Raw genomic sequence first — 13896 nt, 5'->3', positions numbered from 1 at the left:
TATAAGAGTCAGTGCTGCGGAGCGGCGCCATAGACACGGCCATCTGGTTTACTGGGTGGCGGGGAGCGAGGGGCGGACTCAAACCGGAAACGGGGCCGCTGAACCCGATCTCGCTGGCGCTGAAGGTTCGGCCGGGCCGTTCTCCGCAGCTCACTCCTTCCTCAGCAAATCCGGCAACCGTGCGATATTAACCGCCACCCTTCGTGCTTCTTCCCTGTCCAGCCTTGCCGTGATCTGAGCGTCTGTGGCGCTGAAATAGATGTTAGCTGATTGAGCGAGCGAGGGCCGCCGCCTCGGCGTTTGTCATGCGAGGGCGTCGGACCCTTGCGACGATCTGCTCTGCTGTCATTCCCAGCGCCAGCTTCACGCGGACTGAGCGATCGCCCAGCCCATATCGCCGCAGAAACTCCGATAGCGTCATCCGCTCTCCGGAGAGTTCCACATATCTATTTCGGCGGGTGTTGGAGGCTTGCTCCTTAGCCGTAGCCCACCGGCAATTGCCAGGCTCGTAGTCGCCGTTGTTGTCGATGCGATCCAGCGAGTATCCCGGCCCAGGTCGGGGCCCCATGTCGGCGAGGAACGCCTCGAAGCTTTGCCACCGCTCGCAGACCCTTATCCCGCGACCTCCCCACCGGGCGTATTTCGGGTTGCGGGCATCGTGGCAACGCGCGCGCATTGAACTCCAGATGTTGTGCTCTGGCGTGCCTTTCATCCCGTGCACCCGCTTAACCCGCTTGGCCGTCTCCGAGGCTCGCTCCCGCGAATAGCAGCCACAGCTTCGCGTGTTGCCGGTGACGAGGCACCCCATGCGAACGCGGAGTTCGACGCCGCAATCGCACCGACACAACCACGCTCTGGCTCGCCCGAAATGTCCGTCTAGTCGGATCGCGACAAGTCGTCCAAAGCGAAGTCCGGTTAGATCTCTGGCCGCCGGCATACCCCACCACAGCGCAAGTGACCCGCAAGTGATGATCACAACCATCGGATTTGATGCAGATGATACTCTTTGGCACAACGAGTCGATCTTTCGCCTCACCCAGGACCGCTTCCGGTCGCTGATGAGTGACATCGCCGCGCCGGAAATCCTCGAGGCCAAGCTGGCCGAGGTCGAGCGGCGGAATCTCTCGCTCTATGGCTACGGGGTGAAGGGTTTCACCCTGTCGATGATCGAGACGGCCATGGAGCTCACCGGCAACGAGGCGCCCTCGCGGATCATCGCCGAGATCCTCGCCGCCGGGCGCGAGATGCTGGGCCATCCGGTCGAACCCCTGCCGGGCGTCGACCAGGCGCTGGCCGAGCTCTCCAAGGACTACCGGCTCGTGCTGATCACCAAGGGCGACCTGCTGCACCAGGAGCAGAAGCTCGCCGCCTCGGGCCTCGGCGACCTCTTCGTGGCCGTGGAGATCGTCTCCGAAAAGGACGCCTCCACCTACGAGCGGGTCTTCGCCCGCCACGGCACGGGCGCGGCCCAGGGCGTGATGTGCGGCAACTCGGTGCGTTCGGACATCCTTCCCGCCCTCGAGGCGGGCGCCTACGCCGCCCACGTGCCCTATCCGCTGACCTGGGCCCACGAGATGGCCGACTCGCCCAGGGCGCACCCCCGCTTCGCCGAACTCGATACCATCGCCCACCTCCCCGCCTGGGTCCGCGGCCTCACCTAGGAAGAAGCCGAGGAAGAGGCAGAAGGGCTTTTCGCGGTCCGATCGCCGTCCGTGTCACAACCCGTCGGGCCGATCCGTCCTAGCCCCGAAACCCCCATCGGGAGGGCTATCGGATGGTTCGGATCCTCGCCTGGCTGCAGACCGCGATCCTCGGCGGCAACGGCCTCGTCATGCTGTCCGCCGGGCTCTGGTGGTACGGCGTCGTGCCGGGCGTCACCGCCACCGGCCCCTACAACCCGCATTTCGTCCGGGACATCGGCGCGGCCTACCTGGTCTGCGGCCTCGCCCACGCCGGGTTCGCCCTGAAGCCGCGCCTCGGCTGGTCGGCGCTCGCCGCCGCCGCCGGGTTCCTCACGCTGCACGCGGCGATTCACGTCTTCGACGCGGTCTGCGGAACTCGGCCCTTCGCCGACCTCGCCCGCGACTTCGCCGGCGTCTTTCTTCCCGCCTTCATCGCCCTCGGCCTGACGGTCTGGGGCGCACCTCACAGCCAACCGGAGGTCCGCCATGCTCAAGGCCTTGCTTAACCGCCAGATCGACCGCCTCGAACGCCAGTGGGGCTATGACGCGAGCTACATGCGCGCGGTGCTGGCCGCCAGCCCGAAGACCTTCCTCAGGTTCGGCTTCGTGACCGGACTGGTCGATCGCAAGGCCGCCCCGCCCGAGGCGCTCGCCGCCGCCGGCGTCGTCGCCACCCTGGTCGAGGACTGCGGCCCCTGCACCCAGATCGGCGTCGACATGGCCGCCGCGGGCGGCGCCCGGCCCGAAGTGCTGCGCGCCATCTTGGCCGGCGACGAGGCGGCCATGGGGCCGGACGCAGCGCTCGCCTTCAGCTTCGCCCGGGCCAGCATCGCCCGCGACATGGAGGCGGCCGATCCGCTGCGCGACGAGATCGTCAGGCGCTGGGGCCAGGCGGGCCTGGTGGCCATTTCCATGTCGATCACCACCGGGCGGATGTACCCGACGCTGAAGTACGCCCTCGGCTACGGCAAGGCCTGCTCCAAGGTCGTGGTGGGCGGCGTCGCCGCGCCGGTCGCACATCTGGCCGAGGCGGCGTAGGCTCATGGCCATGGACCGCACCGCCGCCTTCGAAGGCCAGCGGCCGCGCCTGAAGCGGCTGGCCTATCGCATGCTGGGCTCCGTCGCCGAGGCCGACGACGTGGTGCAGGACGCCTGGATTCGCTGGACCCGCGCGCCGGACGACGTCGCCGACCCGGCCGCCTGGCTGGTCCGCGCCGCCACCCGCCTCTCGATTGACCGCCTGCGCGCCGCCAAGGCCGAGCGCGCCCACTACCGCGGCCCCTGGTTGCCCGAGCCGATGGTCGAACCCCTGACCAACGATCCCGTCGAGCGGGCCGAGGACGTCTCGGTGGCCTTCCTCTTGGCCCTGGAGCGGCTCTCGCCGCTGGAGCGCGCGGTCTTCCTCCTGCACGACGTCTTCGACGAGGACTATGGCGCGGTGGCAAAGACCCTCGGCCGCAGCGAGGCGGCGGTGCGCCAGCTCGCCAGCCGCGCCCGCGAGCACGTCCGCGACGCGCGCCCACGCTTCTCGGTCAGCCAGGACCGCGCCCTGGCCCTGGCCGCCGCCTTCATGGAGGCGTCCTCCCGCGCCGACCTCACGGGCCTCTCCGAGCTCCTCGCCGAGGATGCGGTGCTGGTCTCCGACGGCGGCGGCAAGCGCAAGGCGGCCCTGCGGGTCCTGGTGGGGCGGGAGGACGTCCTTTCGCTGTTCCGCGGCCTGCGCTGGCGGGGCGGGGCGCTCAACCCCCGCAGCCTGGAGCTGGCCTGGATCAACGGCGCGCCTGGCGTCGTCATGCAGCTCGAGGACGGCCCGGCGACTGTCGCCGTCGAGCCGGACGCCGAGGGCCGGGTCGCGGCGGTCTACATGGTCCGCAACCCCGACAAGCTCGCCCACCTCGCCGACGCCCTGACGGCCTCGCCGGCGACCTGACCCGTCCGCCGCGCGCGCGGCCTTGCGTCACCCGGCGCGACGCCGCAGATATGCCCGCCGGCCAGACGTCGGGTCTGGCGCGGGGGAGTGATGCTGAACAAGATCGTCTACGCGTTCTATTCGGGCGGCGGGCTGATGGGCGGTCACAAGATGATCCTCCGCCACGTCGACACCCTGCGCGACCTCGGCTTCGACGCCTACGCCTACACCGGTCGTCAGAACGCGCTGCCGGCCTGGTTCTCCCACCGCGCGCCGATCGCCATTGACGAAGCGATCAACGTCGAGCGCCACGCCATCGTCCTGCCCGACGACGCCACCGGATCCCTGCGCCAGTTCGCCACGCAGCCCTGCCGGATCGTCGTCTTCGTCCAGAACCAGTTCAACTTCGCCCGCCTCGGCATGCCCCTCGTCGACGCCTATCCGGCCGACACCTTCCCGGCGCTGATAACCGTCAGCCCGGTCGCCGCCGACGTCCTGCGCCGCGTCTATCCTCGGGCCGAGGTGCGCCAGGTCCGCGCCTTCGCCGACGAGCGGGTGTTCAAGCCCGGCGGGGCCCGCGCCGACCGCATCGTCGCTTCGCCGCGCAAGCGCCCGTCCGAGCACGAGGTGATCCGCTCCCTGTTCCCCCGCCTGCATCCGGCCCACGCCGGCCTGCCGTGGCTGGAGCTCGAGAACCAGCCCGAGACGGCGGTCGCCGCGGCCTTCGCCGGCTCGACCCTGTTCCTCTCCCACAGCCGGTTCGAGAGCCTGGGGATGACGCCGCTCGAGGCCATGGCGGCGGGCTGCGTCTGCAGCGGGTTCCTCGGCGTCGGCGGCCTGTCCTTCGCCACCGCCGACAACGGATTCTGGGTTCCGGACGAGGATTGCATCGCCGCCGTCGACGCCCTGGCGAGCGCCGCCGAGGTCGTGAAGGCCGACGGGCCGGAGCTGAAGCGCCGCCGCGAGGCGGGCTTCGAGACCGCGCGCCAGTGGTCCTACGCGGCCTTCCGTCAGGAGCTGGAGGCGTTCTGGATGGAGTTCGCGCCGGGCGCGCGGCTGAAGAACGGGCCCCTGGACTAGGCGGCCGGACGCGAGCCGAGCGCGCGCTTGAGGTGGCCGGCGCCGCGGCGCGCCGCGGCGAGCAGGGCCGTGGCCATGACGACGGCGAAGATGGCGAACCAGAAGAGGTCGCGCGCCCAGGTCTGCTGCGCTTCGTGATGCACCGCGTCGTCTCCCGTTCGTCCCCCGAGGAGGGCGGTCACGCCGAAGTAGTCGAGGCAGCCCAGGGCCGCCCAGGTGAGCGCCAGGACGCCCGCGACACGAACCCACATGATCATGCGCCCGAACCCCCTACGCTGGCGCTTTGAGCGCCCCTACATCGTCTTTTGAGGCGCCGACGTCAAATTAACGACGATCCCGGCGCCGCGCGCTCTGGCCGGAGAGCGCCTGGGCGCGGGGCGGCCGAATCGGCGGACCCTGGCGCTTATCCACAGTTCGCCCCCAATTCGCTCCCAGGCGTTTTCAAGGCGCTCAACAGGTCGCGCCGCTGCGTCCGCTTCTGGCGGGACCGGCGTGTTAGCGGGAAATCTCGGGCGCCCTGCGCGCCAGGAGCAATGGTTCGGCATCGTGCGGTTCGACGAGCGGTTTCTCGATGAGATCAAGTCCCGGCTGCGGCCGAGCGACGTGATCGGCCGCACGGTCAAGCTGCGCAAGCAGGGCCGCGAGTACGTCGGCCTGTCGCCCTTCACCAAGGAGAAGACGCCCTCCTTCTACGTCAACGACGACAAGGGCCAGTTCTTCGATTTCTCCTCGGGCAAGTCCGGCGATCTGATCAGCTTCCTGCAGGAGACCGAGCGGCTGTCCTTCGTCGAGGCGGTCGAGCGGCTGGCGGCCGAGGCGGGGGTGCCGCTGCCGGCCGTCGATCCCCAGGCCGCCGCCCAGGAGACCAAGCGCCAGGGCCTGCTCGACTGGCTGGAGATGGCCGCCCAGTGGTTCGAGGCCGAGCTGCGCCGCCCCGCGGGGCGCGACGCCCGCGCCTACCTCGAACGGCGTGGCCTGCCGGAGAAGGAATGGGCGCGCTTTCGCCTGGGCTTCTCGCCTTCCGGCCGCACGGCGCTGAAGGACTACCTCGTCGCCAAGGGCGCGCGCCCGGGCGAGCTGGTCGACGCCGGCCTGCTGATCGCGCCGGAAGAGGGTGGCGCGCCCTACGATCGGTTCCGCGACCGCATCATCTTCCCGATCCTGGACGTCCGCGGCCGGGTGGTCTCGTTCGGCGGCCGGGCCATGGATCCGCAGGCCCGCGCCAAGTACCTCAACGGCCCCGAGACCACCGCCTTCCACAAGGGCCACCAGCTCTACGGCCTCTCCGAGGCCCGCAAGATGATCGCCGCCGCGCCATCCGGAGAAGAGCCGCCGCTGCTGGTCGTCGAGGGCTACATGGACGTCATCGCCTGCCAGCGGGCCGGCATCCCGGCCGTCGCGGCCATGGGCACCGCCCTCGGCGAGGAGCAGATGGAGGTGCTCTGGCGACACCATCCCGAGCCCACCCTCTGCTTCGACGGCGACCGGGCCGGGCGCCAGGCCGCCGCACGCGCCATCGACCGCGCCCTGCCGCTGCTCACCCCCGGCAAGAGCTTCAAGTTCGCCATCGTCGAGGGCGGCAAGGACCCCGACGAGGTGCTGCGCGAGCAGGGCCCCGCCGCCCTCAAATCCCAGCTCTCCAAGACCGCGCCCTTCGTCGAGGCCCTGTTCCTGCGCGAGAAGGACCTCGAGCCGCTCGACACGCCCGAGCGCCGGGCCGGCCTGAAGGTGCGCCTGCGCAAACTCGCCGCGACCATCGCCGACAAGGACCTGGCGGCCGAATACAAGGACGAGCTCCTGCGCCGCTACGAGGCGCTCTGGCCGACCGCGGCGCCGGTCAACACCGTCGGCGGCGCGGCGCGGGCCATGTCCCAGCACGGCTGGAAGCAGCGCAAGGCCGTCCAGTCGGGGCCGACGCCCGAGACCCGCGCCGCCACCGAGCGCATGCGCGCCTCGCCCAAGCCGCTGTCGGCGGCGCTCGCCGTCGCCGCCCTGCAGGACCTCAGCCTGATGGGCGACAACATCGAACTCGTCGATCGCTTCGGCTTCGGCGACGAGCGGCTGAAGGACTTCGCCCAGGAGCTGGTGCGCCTGTCCTACGAGGCCGACCACGTCGAGATGGACACCGCCGTGCGCCAGCTGCAGGCGAGGGGCCTCGACCCAAGCTTCCTGCGCGCGCTCGAGCAGGACGCCCGCCGGGCTGGGGTGGCCGCCCCGTTCCTCGATCCGGGCGCCGCCCGCGACCAGGTGCGCGCCCTCTGGAAGCAGGCTTTCGATCTGCTGGTCCGCCTGGAAGCCCTCGAGCGGGCCGTGGCCGAGGCCGCGCGCGACAACGATTTCACCGCCCTGCCGCCGCTCAAGGCCGAGCGCGACCATCTGCGCCGCCTGATCAACTCCGACTGGGCGCACGAGGACGCCGAGAAGCCGGTCCTGCCGCACTGAGGCGCCCGCTGCGGCAAAAGCGCGCGAAGCTCAGCCTTGGGCGCTGTGACGGACATCTGAGGACCCTCTTGCGGGCCTCAATGGACAACCCGGTTCCGTCACGGACTTGACACCGGCGCCTGCGGACGCCATCTCGCATCATGCGGATTTAGCGCGCTGTTGATAGACATCGATTGGGCCGTCACGCCTGCCGGGCGCGCCCCTCTTCGAGAGCTGATGATGTCTCCCTCGATGCGCGGAAATCCCGGTGGTCGCCACCGCTCGCGGTCCGATGCTCGGACGGCGGCGCCGGTTGACGTCTTCTGACGTCCTGGCGCGGGGGAGTGGGCGCGGTCCGCCGGAAACGCAACGTCCAGAACGGGAACAGTTTGCACATAAGACGGGTCGTATCGTCGCGGCCCACTCGCGTGTTGCAGCCTCGCCACCATTTTCGGCCCGCGCCTTGCAGGACGGCGGACCGATTTTCGGAGATTTCGATGAGCACCACTACGGCCGAAGCGGAAACGCCAGAAACCCAGGGCGGCGATGGTCCGCTGCTCGACCTGACGGACGCCGCGGTCAAGAAGTTCATCAAGCAGGCCAAGGCCCGCGGTTACGTCACCATGGACGAGCTGAACAAGGTTCTGCCCTCGGAAGAAGTCACTTCCGAGGCGATCGAGGACACGCTCGCCATGCTCAGCGAGATGGGCGTCAACGTCGTCGAGTCCGAGGAGGACGCCGACGGCGGCGAGGTGGCGGTCCGCGAAGAGACGGCCATGGTCGAGACGACCAAGGAGCCGGCCTACGACCGCACCGACGACCCGGTCCGCATGTACCTGCGCGAGATGGGCTCGGTGGAGCTGCTCTCCCGCGAAGGCGAAATCGCCATCGCCAAGCGCATCGAGGCCGGCCGCGACACCATGATCCGCGGCCTGTGCGAAAGCGCCCTGACCTTCGAAGCGATCATGGTCTGGCGCGAGGAGCTGGCCTCCGGCCGCATCCTGCTGCGCGAAGTGATCGACCTCGAGCAGACCTACGGCGGCCAGATGGCCGACGCCAACGAGCTGCCCGCCGAGGCCGGCATGGCCGACGCCGAGGAGAAGGAAGAGGCCGAGGCCGCCGAGGGCGCGCCGGAAGGCGAGGGCGACGAGGACTTCGACGACGGCGCCGGGCCGACCATCTCGGCCATGGAGGCCGAGCTGCGCGAGGGCGTGATGGCCGTGCTCGACGCCATCGCCTCCGAGTTCGAGAATTTCCGCCTGCTGCAGGAGAAGCTCGTCCTCCAGAAGCTGCAGGGCCAGGACCTCACCGAGGCCGACCGCAAGGCCTTCGACGCCGCGACCACCGCGATCGTCCAGCACCTCAAGGGCCTGAAGCTCAACAACAACCGCATCGAGGCGCTCGTCGAGCAGCTCTATGCGATCAACAAGCGCCTGGTGGGCCTGGAAGGCCGCCTGCTGCGCCTGGCCGACAGCTACGGCATCTCGCGCACCGAGTTCCTCAAGGCCTACTTCGGTCAGGAGATGCGTCCCGACTGGCACGAGCAGGTGAAGAGCCTGGGCGTGCGCTGGACCAAGTTCGCCGAAAACGACCTCGGCCAGATCAACGAGATCCGCTCCGAGATCGCCGCCCTGGCGCAGGAGACCGGCGTCGCCATCGACGACTTCCGCCGCATCGTCCAGACCGTGCAGAAGGGCGAGCGCGAGGCTCGTCAGGCCAAGAAGGAGATGGTCGAGGCCAACCTGCGCCTCGTGATCTCCATCGCGAAGAAGTACACCAACCGCGGCCTGCAGTTCCTGGACCTGATCCAGGAGGGCAACATCGGCCTGATGAAGGCGGTGGACAAGTTCGAGTACCGCCGGGGCTACAAGTTCTCCACCTACGCCACCTGGTGGATCCGGCAGGCGATCACCCGCTCGATCGCCGACCAGGCCCGCACCATCCGCATCCCGGTGCACATGATCGAGACGATCAACAAGATCGTCCGCACCAGCCGCCAGATGCTGCACGAGATCGGCCGCGAGCCGACCCCCGAGGAGCTGGCCGAGAAGCTCGCCATGCCCCTCGAGAAGGTGCGCAAGGTGCTGAAGATCGCCAAGGAGCCGATCTCGCTCGAAACCCCGATCGGGGACGAGGAGGATAGCCACCTCGGCGACTTCATCGAGGACAAGAACGCGGTCCTGCCGATCGACGCGGCGATCCAGTCGAACCTGCGCGAAACCACCACCCGCGTGCTGGCCTCGCTGACGCCGCGCGAGGAGCGCGTCCTGCGCATGCGCTTCGGCATCGGCATGAACACCGACCACACCCTCGAGGAGGTCGGCCAGCAGTTCTCGGTGACCCGCGAGCGTATCCGCCAGATCGAGGCCAAGGCGCTGCGCAAGCTCAAGCACCCGTCTCGGTCCCGGAAGCTCCGCAGCTTCCTCGACAGCTAAGCGGGAAGGGCGGCTTCGGCCGCCCTTTTCATTTGGCCCTCAGGCCACGTTGGCCAGGGCCTCGGCCCGCGCCTTCGCCGTCGCCGTCTGCGGCGTCGCCACGGGCTCGCCGGTGCGCGCGTCGAAGAACGGATTGGTGCGCCAGCTCCCGTCCAGCCGCGCCTTCAGCGTCATGCCGGCGAGCTTGCTCACCAGCTTCCACATCGGCGTCTGGAGGGGCTTCGGCTCGCCCTTCGCCCCGGCGGTGAACACCCGCATCGCCACCGGCCCGAAGTCGGCGTCCAGCGGGCGGGGGTCCTTCTTCAGGCAGGCGGAGACCAGGCCCAGGAACGCGACCTTGGACGACAGGGCGCCGTTGCCGATCGGGGTGTTGCAGCAGGTCGTGTACCAGCGCAGCGGCCCGCGGCCGGTCATCCGCATGCAGGCCAGCTTGTCCGCGCCCTTCGTGAACCTCACCGCCTTGGGCAGGAGCTGGACGATCTCCGAGCCGCCCCGCTCGTCGAGGATCTCCGCCGCCCGGCCGAGGTGATGGGCCCAGGCCTGGCAGTCGCGGCAGTAGCAGACCACGTGGTTGACCGGCGGGCCGGTCTCCACCGTCCCCTGCACGGCCCCGCAGGCGCACTCCAGATGACGAGCCATCGGCGTCTCCTCCAGTCCCGGCAGACGGGGCCAGAGGAACGCTGAAAACTACATCTGTCAACTGGTCGCTGGGGCTCTCCTAGTACCCCGCCGCCTTGCCCACCGGGATCCCGTCCTCGATCTGGTCGAGGTACTCGGAGAGGCCATAGCCGACGAGCTCGCCGCAGCGGTACTCGGTCATGCCTTCGGTAATGCGGGTGGTCAGCTCCACCCCGTCGGGCGTCGTCCGACGGTTGCGCAGCGGGATCAGCGAAGTGACCTTGCCGGTGACCTCATAGCTCTTGCCGCCTTCGGTCTTCACCTTGGCGCGCAGGGCCGTCTGGTAGTCGTTCTCGTCCCAGTCGCTGTCGATGACGCACTCGGTGATCAGGTCGTAGATCCCGTCCCGGAACACCATGCCGCCCTGGCGCGCGCCGCCCTTCCCGTCGCCGATCACCGACAGCATCATCCCAAAGTCGCGGCCGAAGTTCATCGGGCACCAGCGGTACCACTCGATCGCCTGCCAGTGACGCGGGCCCCAGCTCTTGTCGCGCAGCCCATAGCCCGAGAGCTCGAAGCGCTCGTCGCCTACCGTGATGACGCCCTTGGCGGCGCAATGCTGCTCGTAGTGGGCCTTGGCGAAGGATTTCTCGGGGTCGATGTCGAGCGGGCTGCCGTCGGCCTTCACCGTCTCGCCGCCGTACATCGGCGAGACGCCCTCGTACTCGAGGTCCACGGTGCAGGGCACGCTCGGATTGTTGCGGTAGGCGGTCTTGGGATCGGCCATCTCGAACGGCCGTTCCATCAGCAGCGCCTTGCCCGAATAGGTGACCTTCAGCCGCTTGAACGGCTCCTTCACCTCCACCTTCAGCCCGCCGGCCGCGAGCTCCTTGTTGCCCTCGATCGTGGGGCGGCCGAACATGAAGGCGATGCGTCCGTCCGGCAGGTAGATGCAGACGGAGATCTCGGCGTACTTCTCGTTGGGCCGGTTACCGATCCGGAACCAGCCGCCCGTTTTCTTCTCCGGGTCGAAGACGTTGAAGTACATGCTTTCGTTGTAGTTCTTGGCCTCTCCCGGATCGTGCGGATACTCGTCCTGCGGCTCCAGGCGGGTCTTGGTTCCTGCCGGCGTCCTGGCCATTTCCGTACCTTTCCTTCGATCTTTTGCGGAAAGGCTACGCCCCTGACGCAAGGGCCGCCAAGCAAGCTGCGACGGGCGGACCTGGACCGTTTGTCCTAGGCCCGGCCCGCCTTTGCGATGGCGCCCAGATGGTAGGCGCTCGGCTTCGGCGTCCGGCGGAAGGTCTCAAGGTCCACCGCCACCAGGCCGAAGTGCTTGGAGAAGCCCTGCGCCCACTCGAAATTGTCGAGCAGCGACCAGTAGAGATAGCTGTGCACCGGGATGCCCTCGTCCAGGCAGGCGCGCACCCCGTCCAGCGCCTGGTCGATGTAGTCGATGCGCCGCCTATCGTCGTCCGTGCCGATGCCGCTCTCGGTGACATAGATTGGCTTCCCGATCGCCCGGTGCGCCCAGCGGATCGTCTCGGCCAGGGCCTGTGGATAGAACTCGTAGCCCGCCGCCGTCAGCTCCGCGCCGGCCGGCGGCGCCACCATGCCATGGGCGTCGAAGCGGAAGCGGGTGTAGGTCTGCACGCCGGTGAAGTCCGAGTGGCTCTTCGCCATCTCCACCCAGCCGCCATAGAGCTTGGCCTCCATCGCCGGAGCGATGGAGCCTGGCCCCACCGGCTCGATCGCCTGGGTCGTCAGGCTGATCCCCACGGGCAGGCCGCTGCGCGCGGCCTTCATCGCCAGGTAGGCCTTACGATGGGCCTCCAGCAGCAGCGGTTGGCTGATCTCCGGGTCGGCGTAGGCGAGGGCGGTGAACCGCTCCGAACCGGTGGCCCGGCGGGCGGCGGCCAGCATCTGCGCCCGCAGCGGCGAGGACGGCGCGGCCGGCGCCATCACCTGCACCAGCAGCTGGACGTTGGCCTCGTTGAAGGTCGTGGCCATGCCCATGAGGTGGCCGAGCCGCTCGGTGACCTTGGCGCCATAGCGTGCGAAGAGATCCGGCGCGTCGGCCTGCTCCCAGCCGCCGCGAACCGAGAACCACAGGGGCGCGGAGAAGTGGTTGAAGGTGACCACCGGGGTCTGTCCGTGCGCATGGCAGGCCTCCAGCACCCGGGCGTAGTGATCGAGCTCGGCGATGGAGAACTTTCCCGGGCTCGGCTCGATCCGCGCCCATTCGATACCGAACCGGTAGCAGTTGAAGCCCAGAGCGGCGTTGAGCGCGATGTCCTCGGCGAAGCGGTGGTAGCTGTCGCAGGCGTCGCCGGAGCGGTCCTTGTAGACCGTGGGCGTCAGGTTCTCGAGCAGCCAGGTGTCGGAATTGGTGTTGTTGCCCTCGCTCTGGTGGGCCGAGATCGCCGTCCCCCAAAGGAATCCGGGCGGGACCGGCCGCCGCCGCTCGTGCGCCGTCGCCCGCGCGCTGCCTGTCCCGGCGCTCAAGGCCGCCGCCGCCCCCATCAGCGTCCGCCGATCCATCATGGCGCCTGTCCTCCCGTCGCGCCGGAAGCTGGCCTTGCGCCGATCCACCCGTCAATCCTCACTCAGGAAGGAGTGAATATAAGAAGGCGCGCAGCCCCGCTTGATCCCGCCGCCGCGCCGGCCCTAAACGGGCGCCGACGAACGGGGTCGCCATGACAACTCAGCGGATCAATCGCGCGCCATACATCGCAGCGCTCGCCTTCGTGGCGGTCGCCGGCCTGCTCTATGTGAAGTGGCTGCCCTACTGGAACCGCGCCTTCGTGGCCGCCGCCCAGCACGCCATCGGCAAGTCCATCCTCACCGCCGGCGCGGACCATCCCCCGGCCCCTTCGCTGCAGGCCGCGCTCGCCTATGCCCTGGCCTACGGCAAGGCCATCTGGCAGGCCATGGTGCTGGGGCTCGTCCTCGGCTCCGGGGTCCAGGCCCTGCTGCCGCGCGAGGCCGTGCAGCGCCTGCTCGGCGGCAAGGGCTTCGGCAGCGCCCTGGCCGGCGGCCTCCTCGCCCTGCCGGGAATGATGTGCACCTGCTGCGCCGCCCCGGTGGTCGCGGGCCTGCGCCGCCAGCAGGCCGCCGCCGGCGCGGCCGTCGCCTTCTGGCTCGGCAACACGGTGCTCAACCCCGCCACTCTCGTGTTCACGGGCTTCGTGCTCGGCTGGCATTGGACGGCCCTCCGCCTAGCCCTGGGCGTGCCCATGGTCTTCGGCCTCGGCTGGCTGGTGAACCGCATGACCACCGCCCGCGAGGCGGCCCAGGCGCAGGCCGCGCTCTCCGACCTGCCGGTCGAGCCCGCCCAGCCGCCGCTGCGCCGGTGGGCGAGCCTGCTCGGCCGGATGACTGTGCGCCTCGTGCCCGAATACGTGGTCCTGGTGCTTGTCCTCGGCTTCGCCCGCGCCTGGCTGTTCCCGGCGATCGGGCCCGAGGTCGGCAATCACCTCGGCTGGATCCTCGCCTTCGCCGTCGCCGGCATGCTGTTCGTAATCCCCACCGCCGGCGAGGTGCCGATCGTCCAGGCCATGCTGAAGCTCGGCGTCGGCGCCGGGCCGGCCGGCGCGCTGCTGATGACCCTGCCGCCGATCAGCCTGCCGTCCCTGGCCATGCTCAGCCGCTCGTTCCCGCCGCGCGTCCTGGCCGTGATCGCCGGCGCGGTCGTGCTGTTCGGCCTCGCCGCCGCCGGCTTGGCCATCGCCCTGGGGTTCTGAGGCCCTGC

At 69.5% G+C, this 13896-nt stretch carries 12 protein-coding genes; 8 read left to right on the top strand and 4 right to left on the bottom strand.

What is annotated here, in order from left to right:
- The first annotated feature begins 965 nt into the window (after window positions 1-965).
- From DJ017_RS19680 to DJ017_RS19660, 5 genes are all read left to right on the top strand, one after another.
- Window positions 966-1661: an HAD family hydrolase gene (locus DJ017_RS19680; protein WP_111530616.1), complete on the top strand. Its 696-nt coding sequence runs from the start codon at window positions 966-968 to the stop codon at window positions 1659-1661.
- A gap of 113 nt (window positions 1662-1774) precedes the next feature.
- Window positions 1775-2188, top strand: a complete 414-nt coding sequence (locus DJ017_RS19675; protein WP_111530615.1) for a hypothetical protein — start codon at window positions 1775-1777, stop codon at window positions 2186-2188.
- Window positions 2169-2720, top strand: a complete 552-nt coding sequence (locus tag DJ017_RS19670) for a hypothetical protein (RefSeq protein ID WP_111530614.1) — start codon at window positions 2169-2171, stop codon at window positions 2718-2720. Before DJ017_RS19675 ends, DJ017_RS19670 begins: the two co-directional genes overlap by 20 nt.
- 10 nt (window positions 2721-2730) lie before the next feature.
- Window positions 2731-3612 (top strand): RNA polymerase sigma factor SigJ, encoded by an 882-nt coding sequence (gene sigJ, locus DJ017_RS19665; protein WP_111530654.1) that lies wholly within the window; start codon window positions 2731-2733, stop codon window positions 3610-3612.
- A gap of 90 nt (window positions 3613-3702) precedes the next feature.
- Entirely contained in the window at window positions 3703-4671 is a 969-nt protein-coding gene (locus tag DJ017_RS19660; protein ID WP_111530613.1) for a glycosyltransferase, read from the top strand.
- Here the strand turns inward: DJ017_RS19660 and DJ017_RS19655 are convergent.
- On the bottom strand, window positions 4668-4922 hold the full coding sequence (locus tag DJ017_RS19655) for a hypothetical protein (RefSeq protein ID WP_133255517.1): 255 nt from the start codon (window positions 4920-4922) through the stop codon (window positions 4668-4670). The two genes, DJ017_RS19660 and DJ017_RS19655, sit on opposite strands and share 4 nt — an antisense overlap.
- Before the next feature lie 295 nt (window positions 4923-5217).
- On the opposite strand from DJ017_RS19655, the gene dnaG reads away from it, so the two are divergent.
- Window positions 5218-7113, top strand: coding sequence for a DNA primase (dnaG, locus tag DJ017_RS19650; protein WP_111530611.1), 1896 nt, complete (start codon window positions 5218-5220; stop codon window positions 7111-7113).
- A gap of 476 nt (window positions 7114-7589) precedes the next feature.
- Window positions 7590-9527, top strand: coding sequence for an RNA polymerase sigma factor RpoD (rpoD, locus tag DJ017_RS19645; RefSeq protein ID WP_111530610.1), 1938 nt, complete (start codon window positions 7590-7592; stop codon window positions 9525-9527).
- Window positions 9528-9566: 39 nt separating this feature from the next.
- Here rpoD and DJ017_RS19640 read toward each other — a convergent pair whose 3' ends face one another.
- From DJ017_RS19640 to DJ017_RS19630, 3 genes are all read right to left on the bottom strand, one after another.
- A complete protein-coding gene (locus DJ017_RS19640; protein ID WP_111530609.1) occupies window positions 9567-10166 on the bottom strand; it encodes a DUF6151 family protein in 600 nt (199 codons plus the stop codon).
- 79 nt (window positions 10167-10245) lie between these two features.
- The gene (locus tag DJ017_RS19635) at window positions 10246-11286 is read right to left on the bottom strand and encodes a DUF7064 domain-containing protein (RefSeq protein ID WP_111530608.1); all 1041 of its coding nucleotides are present in this window, start codon (window positions 11284-11286) and stop codon (window positions 10246-10248) included.
- 95 nt (window positions 11287-11381) lie between these two features.
- A complete protein-coding gene (locus DJ017_RS19630; RefSeq protein ID WP_227000268.1) occupies window positions 11382-12689 on the bottom strand; it encodes a glycoside hydrolase family 1 protein in 1308 nt (435 codons plus the stop codon).
- 152 nt (window positions 12690-12841) lie between these two features.
- Between DJ017_RS19630 and DJ017_RS19625 the strand changes: the two genes are divergently transcribed.
- Complete coding sequence (locus DJ017_RS19625) at window positions 12842-13888, top strand: permease (RefSeq protein WP_111530607.1); 1047 nt, start codon at window positions 12842-12844, stop codon at window positions 13886-13888.
- Window positions 13889-13896: the final 8 nt, after the last annotated feature.

The sequence above is a fragment of the Phenylobacterium soli genome (genome assembly GCF_003254475.1).
In the GTDB taxonomy this organism is placed as follows: Bacteria; Pseudomonadota; Alphaproteobacteria; order Caulobacterales; family Caulobacteraceae; genus Phenylobacterium; species Phenylobacterium soli.
This window is presented reverse-complemented; position numbering and strand designations above follow the sequence as displayed.

Coding starts and splice junctions, on each gene's coding strand:
- sigJ (WP_111530654.1), top strand. CDS start 2,731: ATGGACCGCACCGCCGCCTTCGAAGGCCAGCGGCCGCGCCTGAAGCGG.
- DJ017_RS19660 (WP_111530613.1), top strand. CDS start 3,703: ATGCTGAACAAGATCGTCTACGCGTTCTATTCGGGCGGCGGGCTGATG.
- DJ017_RS19635 (WP_111530608.1), bottom strand. CDS start 11,286: ATGGCCAGGACGCCGGCAGGAACCAAGACCCGCCTGGAGCCGCAGGAC.
- DJ017_RS19655 (WP_133255517.1), bottom strand. CDS start 4,922: ATGTGGGTTCGTGTCGCGGGCGTCCTGGCGCTCACCTGGGCGGCCCTG.
- rpoD (WP_111530610.1), top strand. CDS start 7,590: ATGAGCACCACTACGGCCGAAGCGGAAACGCCAGAAACCCAGGGCGGC.
- DJ017_RS19675 (WP_111530615.1), top strand. CDS start 1,775: ATGGTTCGGATCCTCGCCTGGCTGCAGACCGCGATCCTCGGCGGCAAC.
- DJ017_RS19670 (WP_111530614.1), top strand. CDS start 2,169: ATGCTCAAGGCCTTGCTTAACCGCCAGATCGACCGCCTCGAACGCCAG.
- DJ017_RS19640 (WP_111530609.1), bottom strand. CDS start 10,166: ATGGCTCGTCATCTGGAGTGCGCCTGCGGGGCCGTGCAGGGGACGGTG.
- DJ017_RS19630 (WP_227000268.1), bottom strand. CDS start 12,689: ATGATGGATCGGCGGACGCTGATGGGGGCGGCGGCGGCCTTGAGCGCC.
- DJ017_RS19625 (WP_111530607.1), top strand. CDS start 12,842: ATGACAACTCAGCGGATCAATCGCGCGCCATACATCGCAGCGCTCGCC.